Source organism: Verrucomicrobium sp. GAS474 (genome assembly GCF_900105685.1).
GTDB lineage: Bacteria > Verrucomicrobiota > Verrucomicrobiia > Methylacidiphilales > GAS474 > GAS474.
The window spans coordinates 1091081-1110386 of sequence record NZ_LT629781.1; the positions used below are offsets into that span (position 1 = coordinate 1091081).

The 19306-nt window shown below is 63.8% G+C and carries 15 protein-coding genes and 1 pseudogene; 10 read left to right on the forward strand and 6 right to left on the reverse strand.

All coding sequences use genetic code 11. From position 1 onward, the window contains the following. The 3 genes from BLU04_RS04545 to BLU04_RS04555 are packed head-to-tail and all read left to right on the forward strand — an operon-like array spanning nucleotide 1 to nucleotide 4917. Nucleotides 1–885, forward strand: coding sequence for a type II secretion system protein (locus tag BLU04_RS04545; RefSeq protein ID WP_157895119.1), 885 nt, complete (start codon nucleotides 1–3; stop codon nucleotides 883–885). Next, the gene (locus BLU04_RS04550; RefSeq protein WP_093282771.1) at nucleotides 882–4250 is read left to right on the forward strand and encodes a hypothetical protein; all 3369 of its coding nucleotides are present in this window, start codon (nucleotides 882–884) and stop codon (nucleotides 4248–4250) included. Before BLU04_RS04545 ends, BLU04_RS04550 begins: the two co-directional genes overlap by 4 nt. Continuing rightward, a complete protein-coding gene (locus BLU04_RS04555; protein WP_093282773.1) occupies nucleotides 4243–4917 on the forward strand; it encodes a hypothetical protein in 675 nt (224 codons plus the stop codon). Before BLU04_RS04550 ends, BLU04_RS04555 begins: the two co-directional genes overlap by 8 nt. A gap of 254 nt (nucleotides 4918–5171) precedes the next feature. Here BLU04_RS04555 and BLU04_RS04560 read toward each other — a convergent pair whose 3' ends face one another. The 5 genes from BLU04_RS04560 to BLU04_RS04580 are packed head-to-tail and all read right to left on the reverse strand — an operon-like array spanning nucleotide 5172 to nucleotide 12116. Further along, entirely contained in the window at nucleotides 5172–7103 is a 1932-nt protein-coding gene (locus BLU04_RS04560; RefSeq protein ID WP_093282775.1) for a hypothetical protein, read from the reverse strand. 22 nt (nucleotides 7104–7125) lie between these two features. Beyond that, complete coding sequence (locus BLU04_RS04565) at nucleotides 7126–9075, reverse strand: hypothetical protein (RefSeq protein ID WP_093282777.1); 1950 nt, start codon at nucleotides 9073–9075, stop codon at nucleotides 7126–7128. 13 nt (nucleotides 9076–9088) lie between these two features. Further along, nucleotides 9089–9910 (reverse strand): carbohydrate ABC transporter permease, encoded by an 822-nt coding sequence (locus tag BLU04_RS04570; RefSeq protein WP_093282780.1) that lies wholly within the window; start codon nucleotides 9908–9910, stop codon nucleotides 9089–9091. Beyond that, on the reverse strand, nucleotides 9907–10806 hold the full coding sequence (locus tag BLU04_RS04575) for a sugar ABC transporter permease (protein ID WP_093282782.1): 900 nt from the start codon (nucleotides 10804–10806) through the stop codon (nucleotides 9907–9909). The genes BLU04_RS04570 and BLU04_RS04575 overlap by 4 nt, the downstream gene beginning before the upstream one ends. After that, nucleotides 10803–12116, reverse strand: coding sequence for an extracellular solute-binding protein (locus BLU04_RS04580; protein WP_157895120.1), 1314 nt, complete (start codon nucleotides 12114–12116; stop codon nucleotides 10803–10805). The genes BLU04_RS04575 and BLU04_RS04580 overlap by 4 nt, the downstream gene beginning before the upstream one ends. 406 nt (nucleotides 12117–12522) lie before the next feature. Between BLU04_RS04580 and BLU04_RS04585 the strand changes: the two genes are divergently transcribed. The 6 genes and pseudogenes from BLU04_RS04585 (at nucleotide 12523) to BLU04_RS16910 (ending at nucleotide 18415) form a co-directional block, all read left to right on the forward strand. Further along, a complete protein-coding gene (locus BLU04_RS04585) occupies nucleotides 12523–13632 on the forward strand; it encodes a GntR family transcriptional regulator (protein ID WP_162274631.1) in 1110 nt (369 codons plus the stop codon). Between the two features lie 99 nt (nucleotides 13633–13731). Next, nucleotides 13732–14847 carry a Gfo/Idh/MocA family oxidoreductase gene (locus BLU04_RS04590; RefSeq protein WP_093282788.1) on the forward strand — a complete coding sequence of 372 codons (1116 nt, stop codon included), beginning with the start codon at nucleotides 13732–13734 and terminating at the stop codon, nucleotides 14845–14847. A gap of 4 nt (nucleotides 14848–14851) precedes the next feature. Continuing rightward, nucleotides 14852–15511 carry a ThuA domain-containing protein gene (locus BLU04_RS04595; RefSeq protein ID WP_093282791.1) on the forward strand — a complete coding sequence of 220 codons (660 nt, stop codon included), beginning with the start codon at nucleotides 14852–14854 and terminating at the stop codon, nucleotides 15509–15511. A 55-nt stretch (nucleotides 15512–15566) separates the two neighbouring features. Further along, nucleotides 15567–16760, forward strand: coding sequence for a sn-glycerol-3-phosphate ABC transporter ATP-binding protein UgpC (gene ugpC / locus BLU04_RS04600; RefSeq protein ID WP_093282793.1), 1194 nt, complete (start codon nucleotides 15567–15569; stop codon nucleotides 16758–16760). 612 nt (nucleotides 16761–17372) lie between these two features. Further along, nucleotides 17373–17677 (forward strand): annotated as a pseudogene (locus BLU04_RS16905) (sialate O-acetylesterase); the annotation flags it as partial. A gap of 54 nt (nucleotides 17678–17731) precedes the next feature. Then, nucleotides 17732–18415, forward strand: coding sequence for a GDSL-type esterase/lipase family protein (locus tag BLU04_RS16910; protein WP_255360067.1), 684 nt, complete (start codon nucleotides 17732–17734; stop codon nucleotides 18413–18415). Here BLU04_RS16910 and BLU04_RS04615 read toward each other — a convergent pair. Next, nucleotides 18401–19039 carry an AraC family transcriptional regulator gene (locus BLU04_RS04615; protein WP_157895122.1) on the reverse strand — a complete coding sequence of 213 codons (639 nt, stop codon included), beginning with the start codon at nucleotides 19037–19039 and terminating at the stop codon, nucleotides 18401–18403. The two genes, BLU04_RS16910 and BLU04_RS04615, sit on opposite strands and share 15 nt — an antisense overlap. Nucleotides 19040–19087: 48 nt before the next feature. On the opposite strand from BLU04_RS04615, the gene BLU04_RS16305 reads away from it, so the two are divergent. After that, nucleotides 19088–19291, forward strand: a complete 204-nt coding sequence (locus BLU04_RS16305; protein WP_157895123.1) for a hypothetical protein — start codon at nucleotides 19088–19090, stop codon at nucleotides 19289–19291. Nucleotides 19292–19306 lie beyond the last annotated feature (15 nt).

Here is a 19306-nt window from a genome sequence, read left to right on the forward strand (position 1 = left end):
ATGCCGTTCTGCCACAGCCACCCGAAGGGCGGAGCCGGGATCGGAAGGACTGCGTTCACGCTGGTCGAGGTGCTGGTGGCGATGGTGGTCCTGATCCTGATGGTGGTTTTCCTTTCCCAGCTTTTCCGCAACGCCTCCGATGTCGCCGGAAGGGGCGAGCGCAATCTCCACGCCGACGCCGAGGCGCGGGAGGTCTTCGACCGCATGGCGCTCGACTTCTCGCGCATCCTAAGAAGGGGCGACATCGACTATTACCTGAAAAACGACGCCCTCCCCCAGCCGGGAAACGACCAGGCCGCCTTCTACAGCGAGGCCTCCGGCTACGCCGCGTCGCCCGCGTGGCAGAGCACCGTCTCGGTGATCGCCTACCGGATCGGCCCCGGCCGCAGCCTGCAACGGATGGGGAAGGGCCTCCTGTGGAACGGCGCGTCGGCGGGGGAGCCGCCGATGGTCTTTCTTCCCGCCACTCTCGCGGCGACCTGGCCCGCCGCCGTGAGCGCCACCACTTCCGACGCCGCCTACGAGGTGATCGGCCCTGACGTGTTCCGCATGGAGTACGATTACGTCCTGAAGAAGGGGGCGCCGAGTGCCCTGCCGTGGGACGCCTCGCTGGGACACAAGACGGTCAACGGGCTGGCCGACGTGGTGGCGATCGGCGTCACCCTCGCCATCGCCGATCCGCGGGGCCGCGCGTTGCTGAACGACGACCAGCTCAACGCGCTGGTCCTCCGGATGCCCGATTTTTCCGCTTCAATGAAGCCCGGGGACCTCGAGGTCCTGTGGCGCAAGGCGGTCTCCGCCGCGCCGATTCCCCACGCCGCCGCCGAAGGCATCCGCGTCTACCGGCGCTTCTTCCAGGTGACTCCCGCGGGAGAGATACAATGAGGCATCTCCTGAAGCGCCGCACCTGCGATTCCGGGATCGCCCTGGTCATCGTGCTCTGCTTCGTCGCCCTGCTGAGCGGCCTCATCGTCGCGGCGATGGTCCGCTCCTCGGCGGGGACTAAACTTTCCGACAGCAGCCTGAGCGCCAGCAAGGCCGACCACCTGGCGCTCAGCGCCATCGACATCGTGATCGGCGGCCTCAAGCAGGAAATGGTCAACGGCTCCACCGTAACCACCGTCTCGGGGGTGCCCGTCTATGCGCCGTCGACGGCCGCCGCCGTCCTCCCCGCCCGTTTCGGCAATCCCCTGGGCTCGCCCGATCCGGTGCCGAACCTGATTCGGGTCAGCTCCCGTCTCGACGCCGGTGTGGCGTCGCCGATGGTCTCCAGCCAGGCCTCGGCGCTGTCGTCGACGAATGTCTCGCTCAACGGCCGGAGCATCGCGCTCGCCCAATGGAACCGCCACTACCTCCTGCCGCGCGATCCGGGCCTCTACGGAGGAAAGCCGACCAAGGCGGGGACCGATCCGATTTCGGCGTTCCGTCCTCCGGACTGGGTCTTCGTCACCAGCGGGGGGCCGAAGGCCTTGAGCGCCCCTTCCTCCTCCGCGATCGGCCGTTTCGCCTACGCCGTCTACGACGAGGGAGGGCTCCTCGATCTCAACGTGGCGGGGACGCCGACGGGCCTCACTGCCGTGCAGGGAGGAAGGAAGGGGGGGGCCGCCTTCGCCGATCTGGTGCAGATCGGCCTGACGCAGCCGCAGATCGACAAACTGGTCGGCTGGCGGAATTACGCGACCGCCCAGCCTTCGGGGACGCTGGCTTCCGGCTTCTCCTTCAACGCTGCGGCGGCGACGCGGTATGTCGACGGCATCTCGACGAACGGCGTCGCCTTCACCCAGGTCTCGACGAACCTCTGGCAGGGACGGACCGACCAGATGTTCGTCAGCCGCCAGGCGCTGATCCAATTCTTCCTCAGCAACGGCTTTTCGCTCGATGCCCTTCAATACGCCGCCGTCGGAAACGCGAGCTGGAACGCCCCCGGCTGGATGCCCGCCTACGACGCGTCGAGCCTTGGCGGAAACGCGGCCAACGCCTACAAGAGCAACGCCAACCTCGCCACTTCGGTCAACCGCTTCCTCCCCAACGCCCGGTTCCCGAGCAAGGCGACGCTGACCACGTACGCCCTCGACGGCACCCTCTCGACGCGGACGGTGGAGGCGGGGTCCCCGGTCATCCAGCAGCGCTTCTGCCTAGGCCGGATGGGATGGATCACCTGGCAGGGACCGAATCCGGCGGTTCCCAACGCTGCCGCCGCGATCCAGCGCCACTTCGGTCTGGTGTGGGACGACACCCAGAAAGTATGGATCTACACCTCGCCGGACGGTTCGGCCGGGAGCCCCGCCACCACGCTGAAGACGCTGGATCAGGTGGCGGCGGCGGGGCGGGAGCCCGATTTCTTCGAGCTTCTCCAGGCGGTGATCTTGAGCGGATCGATCGGCAAGGACGGCGGCCCCGTCGGCGGGGCGACGACGGGCGGGACCTCGGGGAATACCCAGAGCTACGACAGCACGGCCGCCTACCAAGTGCTTCAGATCGGGGCGAACATTCTCGACGAAGCCCGTCCCGACCGCTGCCCCATCGACATTCAGACGTCGATCGGTCCCCTCGCCCCCATCGACATCTACGGCGTCGAGGATCTTCCCTACCTGCCCCGGGTCTTCTTTTGCGTCTACCGCTATGGCAGCGATCCGACCCAGGCGGGCGGCTGGTACACGCCCGAGATCTGGAACCCCTACCAGAGCGCGACGGCCACCGGCCCTTCCCCGGCGAAGTTTCGCTTCGTTGCCACGGGTTCCGCCCAGGTGAGCGTCTCCGGGACGGCCACCGTTCCCATCACCGTCTCGGGCCCGATCACCGACCTCGCCCCGAATCCCGGCGTCGAGTTCACCCTCAATCCCACCGAGCCGACGCTGTTGATGCAGTCCAACGCCACCTCGAGCGAGCCTCGCAACATGACGACCTCCGCCTCGATCAACGACCTCAATGGGCCGACCCCCGTCTCCGTAACGGGACGCCCGATTATCGGCATCTGGGGGGGCGACGTCGCCTCGCCGACTCAGTACAACACCAGCGCGCCCGCGACGCAGCGTTACAATCGCGGTGTGATCCAGCCCGTGGGCAGCGTCAATTTCTTCCTGCAATACTGGCATCCCAATTTCAACAAATGGATGACCTACAGCGTCATGAAGAAGCAGGCGAACGCGAGCCGGGGAGGCTCTATCGTCGACATCACCACGCCCGCGACCCAATACAACTGGTTTTTCTACGTCCAGCGCAGCGATCCCCGGACCGACCGCTTCGGCGGGAGTCAGGGCTACCAGACCTACAACACGACAGGGGGGGTGATCAACCGGACGATCCGTGCCACGTGGGGGCTCGCATCGGGCGATATCCTCGATGTCTGGGCCCCGGTGACCACGGCTCCCACCTCGTTCGCCTACGTTTACCCCGCGAACCCCTCGGTCGGCAGCTTCCAGAACAATGGCAACATCAACGTGCAGGGGATGTTCGAGGAAAACCGGATCACCTCTACCGCCGGTGTCGGGCGCAACGCCTACTATCCCGATCCGGACGGCATTGTCCGCCGCGCCAACGGCGCCTTCGCCCAGGTGAACATCAACGACGGCCTTCCCCTCCTCACCGGGAATACCGCCAGCCGCCCCGTGATGCTCCACCGCCCGTTCCGCAGCGTGGGCGAACTCGGCTACTGCTTCCGCGACCTACCGTGGAAGGACGTCGATTTCTTCACCCCGGAAAGCGGCGACGCCGGGTTCCTCGACGCTTTCAGCGTCGAGGACGGCCTGATCGTCGAGGGACGGGTGAACCTCAACACCCGCCAGCCGCTCGTCCTCCAGGCCCTGCTCAGCGGCGCGCTCAAGAGCGAGAGCGCCACCACCACCGTTGCCACGGGCGAGGCGTCGTCGCTCGCAGCGTCGCTGAGGGCCGTCACCTCGGCCACGCCCCTCTTCAACCGCGCCGATCTCGTGAGCCGGTTCACTTCGTCGCTCGAGACCGACACCCGCTTCCCCGCCGCGACCTATCCGCGCCTCGCGCTGTCGACCGCCTCTGACAACCGGATCGCGGCGCAGCGCACCGCCATCGTGCGGGCGCTCGCCGATGCCGCCGACACCCGGACCTGGAACCTCCTCATCGACGTCATCGCGCAGAACGGGAAATTCCCCAAGACGGCGACCTCGCTCGACCAATTCGTCGTCGACGGGCAGCGCCATTACTGGCTCCACATCGCCCTCGATCGCCACACCGGGCAAGTGGTCAGCCGCAGCCTGGAGCCGGTCAATGAATAGGAAGCGGATCGTGGCGGGGATCGCCGGGGCGGCATGGTTGTGGTGCGGGACATCGGTCTTGGCGGCCGACGGGGGCGACCGGCCGATGCCGCCCTACATCGTCTCCCCCGGCGAGACGGCCGCGTGGAGCATCACTGTTCAGGACAAGGCACCGCCGTCCGAGGGAGCTCCCCCGTCGCTGCGGGAACGGCAAGTCGTCCAGTCGGGAGGCGTCCGCCGGGAGAGCAACAAATGGAGCGACGGCGGCCAGACTGAAAACTGGCAAGTCAACGGTATCTGGATGAAGGAAGACCCGCAAACCCATACGCTGTCCCTGATCGATCCCGCCCATACCGCGATGGCGGCACTGATCCTGAGGGAGGCGTTCCTCGACCAGAGCTGGGTGGGGACGGGGACGTACCTGCGGAGGGATAAACTCAACGGACAGCCGTGCTTCGTCTATGGACGGGCGGCGGCAAACGGCGGGGCGGAAGGAGCTGCGGAGGAGGCGTGGATTGCCGTCGATACGCGGCTCATCGCGTTCTTCGATGACGGCGTGCGGACGTATCGGTTCCAGTATCTCCCGCCACCCTCGTCGCCGCCGGTTCTCCCGCCGCGCTTTGCCGGGGTCTATCGGAAATTCCAGGACGATCTGAACCCGCTGAAGATCCCGCAGCCGCCGCAATAGGGGGGGCGCGAAGGGGAGGGTATCCCCTTCGGGGCAGGGTAGAATCGCTTCGCTTGCCTGTACAGCTGGAGGCGATCCGCTTTAACGCCAAGGAGCGGGCTTCGCCCCTCCTTGAACCTCCCCGTAAGAGTACGGTAGGGGGAACAGTTATCGCTATCTAAAGGCGATGCTCCTTCGGAGGGCTGTACTCCGCTAGTTCCCTTGTCCGCTTGGGAGGAATCACGCGTCCTCGTGCTGGCGGAACCGAAGCGGCTTTATGCGGGGGGCTCGACGATGTACTCAGCCGCCTCGCCTGGTCCGAGCTTCACGCTTAGTTCGAGCTCGGGCTTGGGGTCGAGCGACACCTCGCTCCGCGCGGCGGTGTAGGAAGGTTCTGGCCCGTAGCGCACCGCCGTGCATTTTCCCGCGAAGGGGAGTGTGACGCGGACGGCGAGGTCGTGCGGCTTCTGCTCGTCGAAGTTCACGAAGCTGAGCAGGATCTTCCGGGACGTCGCTCCGCTTCCCGGGAGCGGGGCGAGCGCCGAGGTGTCGACCGCCCGGAAGTAGACCAGCTGGTTCCGCGCGGCCTCGGGATCGGCGTAGACGTAGGGAAGGGGCCGCCCGTGGGTCGAGTAGGCGAGGGCGAGGCGGCGCAGCACCTTCACCCGGGTCTCGGAGTCGGGGCCGCCGCGCGGGTCCTTCCCGTCGGAGCAGGGGGCGGCCTGCCACGTGGCGGGGTCGTCCGGCGTTCCGGTCAGGTAGTTGTACGCCACGCCGTTCCTCCAGAGGTCGGCGGCGCAGAAGAGGTCGGCGAAGGCGATGTGGGCGCGCAGGTTCCGGTCGAGGCTCGAGGCGTAGCGGTTCGTCCCGATTTCCTGCAAATCCCAAAGGGAGGTGGCCGCGCCCATTTCGGTGGTGATGAACGGTTTGTCGAATCCGTTCGGAACCTCGGCCACGCCGTCCCGGAGCGTCCCGTGGGTGTCGATATTCTCGATGAGCGAGCCTCCCCGGGCCGAGTTCAGGTAGGACTGGCCGAAGGAGTGGCCGTTGTAGGCCCCGCAGAGGGCATCGAGCGCGCGCCGGTTCTCCCGCCCCTCGGCGGTGCCGTCCCAGTTCTTCGGATCGCCCCAGCCGCCACCGAAGCTGTAGCCGGGAGGGATGAGGACGAGCGTCGCCGGCTTGTTCGCCAGGACGTAGCGGGCCACGGCCAGACAGTATTGGTAGGAGGCCTTGGTGATGTTCTGCGTCGGCTCGTTGCAGATTTCGTAATATTGGACCATCGATCCGTAGGTCCGGAGCAGGTTGCTGAGGTAGGTCTTCGCGTTTTCGGGCAGCTGGCCGTCGACGATCTGCGCGTCGGTGGTGCGGTCGCAGCCCCAGCCGTTGAGAATCACGGCCATGTTCAGCTCCTTGAGCTTTTGGAGGTAGGAGGACTGGTCGGCGGGGGACTGGCGGCTCCGGACGGCGTCCCAGAAGGTCGCGCGTTCGGGATTGTTTGAGTAGGCGACCCCCATCCACTCGTGTCCCGGCTGGGCGGTGGCGATGGTCTGGGGATTGATGTCGAACTGGCCTTCGGAATAGCCGAGGTGGATCAGATTCCCGTGGAGGGGTTCGTCGGGAATCTTGTCGAGGGCGGAGAGGCGGAGGTAATCGATCGTGAAGTCGATGAAGAGGAAGAGATTCCGGTTGTAGGGATGGCCGAGGCGCTGGACGCGGAGGGTGTTCTTCCCTTCGACGAGGAATTCCCGGGGGATGTAGATCCGGTGCTCGCGGGCGAAGCGCCGGTCTTTCGGCTCCTGCGCCTTGACGCCGATGCCGGGATAGGAGGCGCCTCCCACCTGGATGATGCCGCAGGGGAAGCCGTTGGAGAAGACGGCCAATTCGGGGACGTAAGGGCTCGCGGTGACGGGCTTGAAGGCGAAGAGCGCTCCGCCCTTTGGGACGGCATCAAGGGTGTAGGAGAGGTCGCAGGTCCAGTCGGAGCGTTTGTCCGAGGCGGCGGCCCACTCCGGCCAGGAGGTGCGCGTCGCCCAGTTTTCGGGGATGGCGAAGGCGGAAGGGATCGAGGTGCCGGTGAATTCGGCGGAAGAGCCGTCCTCCGCCCCCAGACGCCATAGGAGGCGGCCTTCCTCCGCGTGCAGGGAGGAGGGCGCCCCCAGCCCCGCGCAGAGGGCGAGGGCGGAGGCGAGAATGCGGATCGGCTTCATGGAAGAAGGACGAGGGCCTGCGTCAGGCTCCCACCGGTTCGAGGATGTATTGGACCGATTCGCCGGGGCCGAGGTCGACGGAGAGGTCGAGCTCGGGCTTGGCGTCGAGCGTCACCTCGGTGCGGGCCGCCGTGTAGCTGGTTTCCGACCCGTAGCGGACCCCCGCGTAGGAACCGGCCTTGGGCATCGTCACCCTGACGGCGACGGTGTAGGACTTCTGCTCGTTGAAGTTGACGAAGTTCAGCAGCAGCTTCTTCGAGGTTGCGCCGCTGCCCGGGATCGGAGGAAGGGCGGAGGTGTCGACGGCGCGGAAGTAGACGAGCTCGTTCTTCACCGCCTCGGGATTGGAATAGGTGTAGGGGAGGGGCCGCCCGTGGGTGGCGTAGGCGAGGGTGAACCGCCGCAGGACCTTCACCCGGTTTTCGGTGTCGACGCCGCCCCGGTCGTCCTTGCCGTCGGAGCAGGGGGCGGCCTGCCAGGTGGAGAGATCGTCGGGGGTGCCCTTGAGGTAGTTGTACATCACGCCGTTGTTCCAGAGATCGGCGACCAGGAAGACGTCGGCGAAGCCGATGTGGGCGCGGATGTTGCGGTCCTCGATCGAGGCGTAGCGGTTGGTCGGGATCTCGTTGAGGTCCCAGTGGCAGGTGGCCGATCCCATTTCGGTCGTGACGAAGGGCTTCGGGAACCCGTTGGGAAGCTCGGCGACGTTGTCGGTCCACTTGCCGTAGGTGTCGACGGTCTCGATAAAGGAGCCGCCGCCGTTGGCGTTCATGTAGGATTGGGCGAAGGAATGGCCGTTGAGCGTGGAGCAGAGGGCGTCGAGCGCGCGGCGGCGGTCGCGGCCCTCGGCGTTGTCCCAATTGACGGGGTCGCCGTAGCCGCCGCCGAAGGTGTAGCTCGGAGGATTGAGGATCACAGTGTCGGGCTTGATTTTATTGACCAGGTTGGCGACGGCCACGCAGTAGTCGTAAGAGGTCTTGCCGATCCTCATGCACGGCTCGTTGCAGATCTCGTAGTAGCGCATGTAGGTGCCGTAGTCGCGGAAGAGGTTCGTGATGTAGGTGGTCGCATCCTCGGGGAGCTTGCCGTCGACGATCTGGGCATTCGTCGTCCGTCCGCAGCCCCAGCCCATCATGATGACCTCCATGTTCAGCTCCTTGAGCTTCTGCATGTAGGCCAGCCGGTCGGCTGGTTTCTGGATGCCGACGAGCTCGTTGAAGAAGGGTCCCCGCTCGGGATTGTTCGAGTAGGCGACGCCCATCCATTCATGCCCGGCCTGCGCGGTGGCGATGGTCTTGGGATTCACGGGAAATTGCCCTTCGGAGTAGCCGATTTTGACGAAATTGCTGTGGACCGGCTCGTCGGGGATCTTGTCGAGGGCGTTGAGCCGCATGTAGTCGATGGAGAAATCGAGCCAGAGGTAGAAGCCCCGCTGGTAGGGATGGCCGAGGCGCTGGACGGTGAGGGTGTTCTTCCCTTCGACGAGGAATTCCCGGGGAATGTAGATCTGGTGCTCGCGGGCGAAGCGCCGGTCGTTGGGGCCTTTCGCGCCGATGCCCGGATAGGTCGCCCCGCCGATCTGGATGATGCCGCAGGGGAGGCCGTTGGAGAAGATCGCCAGTTCGGGGACGAAGGGGCTCGCCTTGTACGGCTTGAAGGCGAAGACGGCCCCGCCTGCCGGAACCTTGTCGAGGCTGTAGGAAATGTCGGAGGTCCAGTTGGAATTCCTGTCGGCGGAGCCCTTCCACTCGGGCCAGACCGTCCGGGTGCTCCAGTCGCCGGGAATGGTGAACTCGGTGGGGACCGTTTTCCCGGTGAACTCGGCGGCGGAACCATCCTCGGTCCCGATCCGCCAGAGGACCGGCCCGGTGAGGAAGCGGCCGTCCTGAAGATGGCTCTCCTCCGCTCCGGCGAGGCGTGCGGCGGAAACGAGGACGAGGGCGACGGAAACAAGGAGGCGGATCGGTTTCATAAGAGGGTAGGGGTTAGCCTTTCACCGCGCCCGACTGGAGGCCGGCGATGATCTGGCGTTGGAAAAGGAGGAAGACGATGACGAGGGGGACGATGGCCATGGCCGAGGCGGCCATCAGCAGATTGGTCTGCACTCCGTGGCTACTGTCGAAGAACATCAGGCCGAGCGGCAGCGTGCGGAGGCCTTCGCCCTTCACCATGATCAGCGGCCAGAGGAATGAGCTGTAGTTCCCCATGAAGGTGAAGATCGCGAGGGTCGCCAGGGCTGGCCGGGCGAGCGGAAAGATGATCTCCCAGAACGTCTGCCATTCGGTCGCGCCGTCGATCCGCGCCGATTCGTTGAGGCTCGCGGGGATGCCGAGCATGAACTGGCGGATCAGGAAGGTTCCGAACGCGCCGAACGCGCTGGGAAGGATGAGGCCCGCGTAGGTGTCGTAGAGGTGGAGCTTCCACATCAGCGCGAAGTTCGGAATGAGGGTCACCACCCCGGGGACCATCATCGTGGCGAGGTAGGCGAGGAAGACCTTGTCGCGGCCCCGCCAATGGAGGCGGGAGAAGGCGTAGCCCGCCGTGGCGCTGGTGAGGACCTGGAGCAGGGTGACCGAGGCGGCGACCACGAGGCTGTTGAGGTAATAGCGGACGTAGGGAATCTGGTCGAGGACCTGCCGGTAATTGTCGGGACGCCAGTGGCGGGGCCAGAAGGAGCCGTTGTCGAGCTCGGAGAGCGGCTTAAGGCTGGTGCCGACCTGCCAGACGAAGGGGGCGAGCATGGTGACCCCCACCGCCGCGAGGGCGAGGAGGAGAAGGAAGCGGAGTGGAAGGGAGTGCTTTTTCACGCGTCAGGCGAGGGGTTGCCGAATTTCCATTGGAGGGCGGTGCAGGAGAAGACGATGAGGAAGAGGACCCAGGCGATCGCGCTGGCCAGGCCGAGTTGGAATTCCTGGAATCCCTTTTGGTAGATGAAATAGCTGAGCGTCGTGGTGCTCCCCGCCGGGCCTCCCTGCGTGAGGATCTGCGCCTGCTCGAAGCCCCCTTGCAGGCCGCCGATCATCGAGAGGATCACGATGAAGAAGGTGACGGGGGCGAGCTGGGGCCACGTCACGTGGCGGAACCGCTGCCAGCCGTTGGCCCCGTCGATGACGGCGGCCTCCCGCAGTTCCTCGGGGATCTGGGAAAGGCCGGCGAGGAAAAGGATCATGTTGCTCCCGCCGATGGCTCCCCAGATCGTGATCAGCATCAGAGCGGGCTTCGCCCAGACGACGCTGGCGAGCCACGCCGGTTCCGGCAGCCCGACGGCGTGGAGCACCTGGTTCACGAGGCCTCCCTCCGGACGGAGGAGGGCCTTCCACAGCAGGAGGAGCGCCACCCCCGCGGTGATGCTGGGGAGGTAGTAGACGGTGCGGAAGAACGTCCGCAGCGGCGCATGGCGATCGAGGCAGAGCGCCAGCACGAGGCTGCCGACGATCGAGACGGGGAGCCCGAGCATGAGGAAAAGCGTGTTCCCCAGGTAATGCCAGAACGGGACCGCCTCCGCTCCCGAGAGGAGCCGCTTGAAGTTGTCGATGCCGACCCAGGAGATCGGGACGCCGGAGAGGGCGTTGTTGCGCGTCAGGTCCCAGTCGGTGAAGGCCATGCCGAGGGAGACCGCGACGGGGCCGAGGGTGAAGAGGAAGAACCCCAGGAGATTCGGCAGGAGGAAGGGAAGGGCGGTGAGGAGAGTGTCCTTTTTCATGGCGCAGGGGGAGTGGGACCGCGTTCTTCATGCGTCTCCCGCTCCCATTGGGCGCGGAGGGACGGATGGGTCGCGAGGGTTTCGTCGATCGCGGCCGCGAGGCGGCGGTCGACGTTGCGGGCGGTCTCCTCGGGGCTCTGGAGATCGCTTTGGAAACGGTCGATTTCCTCCTTGATGATCCGGTTGAGGACGGCCCCCGGAACGAAGCGGCTGCACGGCAGCGGGGTCGCCCGGGAGAGGGCGTCGATCCAGATCGGATCGTCGCAGCCCGCGATGGGAGGACGGTTGCCCGAGAGAGCACCGGGACGGGAGAGGTATTCCGGGACCGCGCCGACGCAATCGGAGGAGCGGTTCACCTGCTCGTTGAACTCGCGGCTGGCCAGGAACTCGAGGAAGCGGAGGGCCTCCGCCACGTGGGCGCTCCGGCGGTTGATCCCCGTCGCCCGGCTCGTGGCGAAGCTCGTGGCGCGCCGCTGCGTGAGGACCGGCAGGGGGACGATGCGGTGCGGGGGATTCACCTCCGCGTTGACCTGGTTGATGACGATGTAGCCGTGGCGTCCGAAGGCGAGCATGGCGCTTTTGCCCGCGACGAACTGGTTCAGCTCCGCGAGGCCGAACCCCCCGGCGGTCGCCATGCTCGCGGCTTCGGCGGCCGAGGGCATGAGGTGCTCCTTGCGTTGGAGGTCGCGGAAGAAGCGGAGCGCCTCGACGGTTTCGGGGGTGTCGAACGCCGGCCGGGTGCCCGCCGCGTCGAAGAACGCCCCGCCGTTCTGGAAGACCAGGTCGATCCACGAAATGTGGAGGAGCCCGTAGCGGACGATCCGGCCCTCCTTCTTTTCCTCGAGGCGATGGCCGAGGGCGACCAGGTCGTTCCACTTCCATCCGGCCGCGGGCGGGGCGATCTTCAACGCCTCCATGCGGTCGGCGTCGGCGAGGACGAGGTTGGTGAAGACGTTGTCCGGGACGCCGTATTGCCGTCCCAGATACTCGATCGAGGAACGCGCCGCAGGCCAGAAACGGGCGGGTCCGAAGTTCCCCACCGCGGCGGCCTCCGTCACGTCGAGGATCACGCCGCTCTCGACGAACCCCTGGAGGCCGGTCGTCCCCGAACCTTGCAGGCCCGTCGGACCCTCGTAATCGAAGAGGTCAGGCCCCGTGCCCGCGACCGACTGGACGATGACTTTCTCGGGATGGGCGTTCGACGGGTCGATGCGGATATCGATCAGCGCGTGGTAGTGATCCCGATACCACTGGCGGAAGAGCGTCATCTGCTCGACGCGGGCGGGGTTGTCGTCGGTAGCCCAGACCAAGCAGGTCTCCGAGCCCGGGTTGCGGGCTGGATCGGTGAGATGCAATCCGATCAAAAGAACCCCCAAGGCGAGTCCGTAAAGGAGAAAGAATTTTTTCAACGGAAAGTGAAAGAAAATCGAGTTGATCGAATTTGACTCAAAATTGCATCAATATATAATTACTTTTTGAACATGTAGTCAATGCAATAATTAAATCAAGGTCTTGGAGAAAAGAAAAGAGAGGGTCGCTTATTCAGAGGAGTTTGATGTGCAACACAGAATGAAATCGGATAACCCAAAATTGGGTCATTATGTTAATAATATTGACGAAAAGAGCCTTCTGGTGTTATTTATCCATAATAGAACTTAAATGAATTCCTCTTCCCAACCCCGTTGGAGTGAAGCGCCCCGTGCCAGGGCTTTGCGTATGCTCCAGGAGTGGATCCGCAACGGTACCCTGAAAGAAGGAACCCTCCTTCCCTCCGAACGGCAATTGGCCTCCGAACTCGGAGTCGGTCTCGCGACGATCCAGCGGGCCGTCCGCGTTCTGGAAGAGGAGGGGATGGTCGACAACCGCGGCAAGCGGATGCGGGTGATCGTCAACCGGCAGGCACCTTCCTTTCTCTCGGGGACCATCGCCGTCGTTGCGACGCCGGAGACGCCCGTGACGATGCCGCCGAAGATCGCCGCGGGCGCGCCCCAGCCCGGCTACCTGCGGTACATCGGGCATGGCGCGATCGGCGCGGTCCGGGCCGCGGGCTATCACACGATGGTCCTCCATCCCCACAAATTCGGCAGGGAACAGCTCGACCAATTCCTTCTCCAGAGACCGCTCGGCGTCGTCCTGCCCGAGCTTCATTACGACGTCTCGATTTTCCCCGAGTTCGTGGCGGCCTTCCGCCGGGCCGGGGTCCCGTTTGTCCTCGGAGGCAGCTACGACGGCGTCGCCGAGTGCGACCGAGTGATTTCCGACCACGAGCAGGGCGAGTACGAAGTCACCCGGTGGCTGCTGCAACAAGGGCACCGCCGCATCCTCTGCGTCCTCCCCGTCCTCCGCTTCCCCTGGATCCTAGAGCGCGAGGCCGGGTACATCCGCGCCATGCGCGAGGCTGGAGTCGAGCCGCTCCCCACGTTCTGGGACGAGATGTCGCCGGTCGGTCTTCCCGACGTCCAGGCCGATTTCCGCGTCCGCTCCCAATACTTCGCCGGATGCCTCGCGCCGTTCTTCGTCCCCCAGCGCTCGGTCGACGCCATCGTGGCGACGAACGACAGCCAGGCGCTTGAGATCAAGGCCGCCTGTCGCGCCCTCGGCGTGGCGCAAGGTTTCCCCGTCGCGGGTTACGACAACTTCTACGGCGAGATCGCCCGCGTCCATCCCGAGTTTTGCCCCGAGCCTCCCGTCGTCACGATCGACAAGCGGAATTACGAATTGGGCGAGGAGCTGGTCCGGCTTCTGTTGGAGCGGGTGGAGAACAAGCTCCCCGCCGAACCACAGGTCCGGAAGCTGGCACCGGTATTGATCCCGATCCAACCCTAAGCCGACCGAAAAAAGCAATCAGCCCATCCGACAGGGAGACGCTCCCTTCTGCTTTTGAAATATTCTAAAATATAAATAATCGTATTCACTCTCTTTATTATGCCCAAGCGCCTCTCCCTCCCCTTCCGCATCGGCATCATCGGTTGCGGCAACATCTCCAATAATTACTTCCAGCACCTGCGGCAGTTTCCCGACTTCATCCGGATCGTCGCCTGCGCTGACCTCGATCTGGCGCGGGCCCGCGCGAAGGCGGCGGAACACGGCATCGCGCGGGGGTGTACGACCGGGGAACTCCTCGCCGATCCCGGGATCGATCTGGTGCTGAACCTGACCCTTCCAGCCACCCATGCTGCCGTGAACCTGGCGATCCTGAAAGCGGGCAAGCACGCGTATTGTGAAAAACCGTTTTCCCTGACGTACCAGGAAGGCCTCTGCATCGTGCGCGAAGCCGGAAAGAGGAAGCTCCGCCTCGGATGCGCTCCCGATACCGTCCTGGGCGGCGGCATTCAGACCTGCCGGAAGCTGATCGACGACGGTGCCATCGGACGCCCCTTCGCCGCCACCGCCAACCTGCTGAGCCCCGGACACGAGCTCTGGCATCCCAGCCCTGAATTTTACTACAAGGCCGGCGGAGGGCCGATCTTCGACATGGGTCCCTACTACCTGACGGCGCTCGTCACCATGCTCGGGCCGGTCAAGGAAGTGCAGTCGTCGGCCAAAAAGACCTTTAAGGAACGTGTCATCACCAGCCAGCCGCTCGCGGGAAAAAAGATCAAGGTCGATGTGCCGACCCACCTCACCGGCATCGTCGAATTCGCGAAGGGCGCGACGGCGACGCTCACGATGAGCTTCGACGTCCATGGCCATCACATGCCCCTCCTCGAAATCTACGGGACGGAAGGGACGCTCCAATGCCCCGATCCCAACACCTTCGACGGCGAGGTCCTCCTGCTCCGCAAGGGACGGACCGAATGGGAGAGCATCCCGCTTACCCACAGCGGCGAGGTCGGCCGGGGGATCGGGCTGGCCGACATGGCCGACGCGATCCATCGCGGACGCCCCCACCGCGCCGACGGGGGGATGGGCCTCCACGTGGTGGAGGCGATGGAGGCGTTCCACACCTCGGCGCGGCTGGGAAAGAAGATCGTCCTCAAGTCGACCTGCAGGCAGCCGCAGGCCCTGCCTGCCGGCCTCAAGGCGGGACAGCTGCACTAACTTTATGAGTGGAAAAAGCGGAAAGAAGGCGTTGATCGTTTCGGGCGGGTGGGACGGGCACAAGCCCGCCGAGACCTCCCTCGTCGTCGAAGGGTTCCTGCGGCGGTCCGGCTTCGAGGTCGAGAACGCGACCGCCCTCGCCGTCTTCGGCGACGACGAACGGCTGAAAACCTTCGATCTCATCGTTCCAAATTGGACGATGGGGACGCTCGCGGAACCGCAGGAAAAGGCCCTCCTCGAAGCGGTCGGGAGCGGCGTCGGCCTGGGCGGATTCCATGGAGGGATGGGCGACGCCTTTCGCGGCCAGACCGGCTATCAGTTCATGGTCGGCGGGCAGTTCGTCGCTCACCCCGACAACCACAAAGACTACGTGGTGAACCTCGTCCGGAACGGCGATCCGCTCACGGAAGGGCTGGCCGACTTCACGCTCCATTCCGAGCAATATTACATGCACGTCGATCCCGGCAACGAGGTCGTCGCCACCACGGTCTTCCAAACCGTCGGCGCGCCCTGGGTCAACGGCACCGTCATGCCGGTCGCCTGGAAGCGGAAGTTTGGCCGGGGACGCGTCTTTTATTTTTCCGTGGGACACGAACCCTCGCTTTTCCTCGTTCCCGAAGTCCGGGAACTCCTCACCCGCGGCCTCGTTTGGGCCGCCCGCTGAGGGGCGGCAGTCCGATCAACGCAGTCTTCCCTTTTCGGGATCATCGAAAAATATCATGGCAAAAGTAGTCCTTGAAGGCGTCTACAAGACCTATATCGGCGAGAAAGGCCGCGAAGTCGTCGCGGTCGACGACGTCAACCTTACCATCGAGGACCGGGAATTCATCGTCCTCGTTGGCCCGAGCGGTTGCGGCAAATCGACCACCCTCCGCATGGTCGCGGGACTGGAGGAAATCTCCCGGGGCGGGATTTACATCGATGACCGGAAAATCAACGACGTCCCGCCGAAAGACCGGGACATCGCCATGGTCTTCCAGAACTACGCCCTCTACCCCCACATGACCGTCCGCCGCAACATGGCCTTCGGTCTCGAACTGCGCGGCTACCCCAAGGCCGAGATCAACGCGCGCGTCGGGGAAGCCGCCTCGATCCTCGGCCTCTCCGACGAGATGCTGGAGCGAAAGCCCAAGGCCCTCTCGGGCGGGCAGCGCCAGCGGGTCGCGGTGGGGCGGGCCATCGTCCGGAAGCCCCGGGCCTTCCTTTTCGACGAGCCCCTTTCCAACCTCGACGCCAAGATGCGCGTCCAGATGCGGACCGAGATCTCGAAGCTCCACACCCGCCTTGCCAGCACGATGATCTACGTCACCCACGACCAGGTCGAGGCCATGACGATGGGGGATCGCATCGTCGTCATGAAGGACGGCCGCATCCAGCAGGTCGCCGAGCCGCTCGAGATCTACAATAACCCCAGCAACGCCTTCGTCGCCGGATTCATCGGCAGCCCCCCGATGAACTTCATCGAAGGGACGATCGAGGAGGGCGCGGGAAAACTCTTCTTCCGCGAAACCGCGCCCGAGGGGCGCGCGCCCGTCCGTCTGGCCCTGCCCGACGGGCAAGCCCGCAAGCTGGCCTCCCATCTCGGGAAGCCCGTCCTCTTCGGCATCCGCCCCGAGGATCTGGAGGACAAGGGCGCACTCGCCGGTGCCGATCCCGATCAGGTCTTTCAAGCCACGATCGATGTAGTCGAGCCCATGGGAGCCGAAACCTTCATCTACCTCAATACCGGCTCGCATCCCTTGATCGCCCGCTCGCAGCGCACCTTCCGGGAGGAAATCGGTAAAAAAATCGACCTCTCCGCCAACATGAAGAACGCCCACTTCTTCGAGAACCACGACAAAGAGCGCTTCCGGAAAGCGAACGGAGAGTTCGACCGCGATCTCTGGCAGGCCGCAGCCCGCTTGATCGTCTGAAAATGCTAGGCAGGGCTATCGTTCTGCCGCTGGCGAAGGCAAAATCTGAAAAATCTGAAAGATTTTTGAGGATTCCAGACGACACAGGATCCCTACGTCGGAAGGAACTCTTCAATATCAAGGATCAGATAATCTGGAGGCGACCTGAGTAAACCCGCAACCGGGTTCGATTCCCTTCACCCGCTCCCTCTTAATCAAGGGGTTGAGCTGATTCTGTGCTTCAAATCTGAAAAATCTGAAAGATTTTTTTCAGATTGATAGAATTAAAAGGCTCGTTTGAAGCGCTTTAAGCCATCGATTGACCTTTTCAATGAGATAGGCAACGGACACTTCGACTTTCCAAGGCATAAAAATTCCCTTGGCATCTTTTATTCAGAAGTATAAGCAGAGATTTCGCGGGGGACAATAATTCTAATTAAGACGTATGGATGTTCGAGCGTTCCGCTCCGAAATCAAAGTATGGTCGGCAGTGAAGCATGAGTTGCTTCAAAAATACTTACGCCTCTATCTGAGCAAGCTCTCCAGTACGAACCAGCATGTCTATTTCGTGGACGGCTCGGCGGCACGCCGTTGAGTCGCTGGGTCAAAGGCGCCGATCTATACGAAAACGCGGTGAAGAGGGCGAAGATAGCCATTCAATCAGGGGGCGTCCTCAAGGGCGTGCTTTGGCATCAGGGCGAATCGGACAGCAACAATTCCAAGTCGGCGAGCACCACCACAACCGGCTGAAAACGATGTTCCACGACTTGCGGGCCGACTTGGGTTCGCCGGATCTGCCCATCGTCGTGGGGCAACTCGGCGAGTTCGTCCAGGGGAGCGATGTGGAAACCGTTCGCACCGCGTTGAAGACGATTCCTTCGGAGCTTCCCCGGATGGGATTCGCCGATTCCCAGGGGCTGGCCCACAAAGGCGACCATCTCCATTTCAATGTGGATGCGCAGCGCCAGATGGGAGAGCGCTTTGCAGGCGCGATGCTTTCGTTGCAGTCGGGAGGAACCCCGACGTTGGCGTCCTCAAACGAACCCAAAAGGACAAGGATCGCTTGCGTGGGCGACAGCATTACCGCTGGGGTGGGCGCGGGGAATAGTTCCATGGCCTATCCGGCGCAATTGGGGCGAATGCTTGGGCGGGAGTGGGAAGTCGGCAATTTTGGAAATCCGGGGAAGTCCCTTCTCAGAAAGAGTGACTACCCGTATGCCGCCACAGCCAACCTTCAACAGGCGCTTGCTTTCAATCCCGACGTCGTCGTGATCCAACTTGGCACGAACGACACCAAAGTTCAGAACTGGAAATTCAGGGATGACTTCGTGGCTGATTACCGGGCATTGATCGCCCGCTTTGAGACATTGGAGACGAAGCCGCGCATCTATCTTTGCCGCCCGCCCTACATCTCGGGTCCCGGTAGCCACGGCGATACGGAGGAGACGCTGCTGGAAGTGCTTCCCATGATCGACGCTGTGGGGCAAGAAACCGGCCTTACGGTAATCGATAACCACGCGGTCACGAAGGGCCGGGATGAACTCTTCCCCGATCATCTGCATCCCAACAAGGAAGGGGCGGGCCTCTTGGCTCGAAACGTCTATCGGGCAATCGTCGGCAAAGAGTTCGTCGGAGATGTTCCGCCGCCCCCTAACGAAGCGTTAAAGCGGCCGTAGCCGATATCGCTTCCGGTAATCGGAGGCGGAGAGACCCGTCATGAGACGAAAGCGGCGAGAGAAATAGAGGACGTCGGCGAAGCCGACCCGCTGAGCGATCTCCCCGATGCGCGCATCCGATTCGACGAGAAGCCGCCGAGCCTTGGCCAGACGGAGCTTGATGAGGTGCTGGTTCGGAGGAAGCGCGTAAAGAGCGCTCCACTGGCGACGCAAGGTTGAGGGGGAGAGGCCGTTGGCCCGGGCCAACGCGTCGAAATCGTAATCCTTCTCGGGATGGGCGCGCAAGGCAGCTTCGATTTGGACAATGGCTTGGGTGTCTCCGTCGTCCCCCCGGCCCGGGGGAGGAGCCAAGCTCTCCAGGATCATCCGCTCGCAGATGCGATCGATCCGGTCGACGACGCTTGCCGGGTCGGGAAGACGGATGAGGGAACGGAGTTCCTCAAGCGTGGCCAGAACACCCTCGAGGTTGGTGATCGGCCAGACGGGGCGGGGGTCGGAGAAGAAACCCCGCTTTCGAAGCTGCGGGACGGTTCGGGCGTCGTAGAGGAAGTAGATCTCATCCCAGGTGGCATCGAGGGGAAGGGGGCCGTAGTTCGGTTTCTCGCCCGGCCATTGGGTGATCACGCACGGCGCCTCGACCTTCCAAGTCTTTCCCTTCCGCTCGAATTCGCCATGGCCTTGGAGAATAAAGGAAAAGTTGCAGGTGCTGAACGTACGCCCGACCCAGTGGTCTTTCCCCCGAATATCGCCAATATTCAGAACCTGAAGATCGGTCGGGAAGTGACGTGGGAAGGGGGCGAGATGTTTGACGAAAAAATCCATAAATATGGAAAAGAATTCTATGGGCGGAAGATGGATAGATTAGGCATTACTTGATCAACCATCGATCTT

Bases quoted from the DNA above. Each gene is read 5' to 3' on its own strand.
- BLU04_RS04545 (WP_157895119.1), top strand. From the start codon at position 1: ATGCCGTTCTGCCACAGCCACCCGAAGGGCGGAGCCGGGATCGGAAGG.
- BLU04_RS04550 (WP_093282771.1), top strand. From the start codon at position 882: ATGAGGCATCTCCTGAAGCGCCGCACCTGCGATTCCGGGATCGCCCTG.
- BLU04_RS04555 (WP_093282773.1), top strand. From the start codon at position 4,243: ATGAATAGGAAGCGGATCGTGGCGGGGATCGCCGGGGCGGCATGGTTG.
- BLU04_RS04560 (WP_093282775.1), bottom strand. From the start codon at position 7,103: ATGAAGCCGATCCGCATTCTCGCCTCCGCCCTCGCCCTCTGCGCGGGG.
- BLU04_RS04565 (WP_093282777.1), bottom strand. From the start codon at position 9,075: ATGAAACCGATCCGCCTCCTTGTTTCCGTCGCCCTCGTCCTCGTTTCC.
- BLU04_RS04575 (WP_093282782.1), bottom strand. From the start codon at position 10,806: ATGAAAAAGGACACTCTCCTCACCGCCCTTCCCTTCCTCCTGCCGAAT.
- BLU04_RS04585 (WP_162274631.1), top strand. From the start codon at position 12,523: ATGCTCCAGGAGTGGATCCGCAACGGTACCCTGAAAGAAGGAACCCTC.
- BLU04_RS04590 (WP_093282788.1), top strand. From the start codon at position 13,732: ATGCCCAAGCGCCTCTCCCTCCCCTTCCGCATCGGCATCATCGGTTGC.
- BLU04_RS04595 (WP_093282791.1), top strand. From the start codon at position 14,852: ATGAGTGGAAAAAGCGGAAAGAAGGCGTTGATCGTTTCGGGCGGGTGG.
- ugpC (WP_093282793.1), top strand. From the start codon at position 15,567: ATGGCAAAAGTAGTCCTTGAAGGCGTCTACAAGACCTATATCGGCGAG.
- BLU04_RS16910 (WP_255360067.1), top strand. From the start codon at position 17,732: ATGCTTTCGTTGCAGTCGGGAGGAACCCCGACGTTGGCGTCCTCAAAC.
- BLU04_RS16305 (WP_157895123.1), top strand. From the start codon at position 19,088: ATGGCCTTGGAGAATAAAGGAAAAGTTGCAGGTGCTGAACGTACGCCC.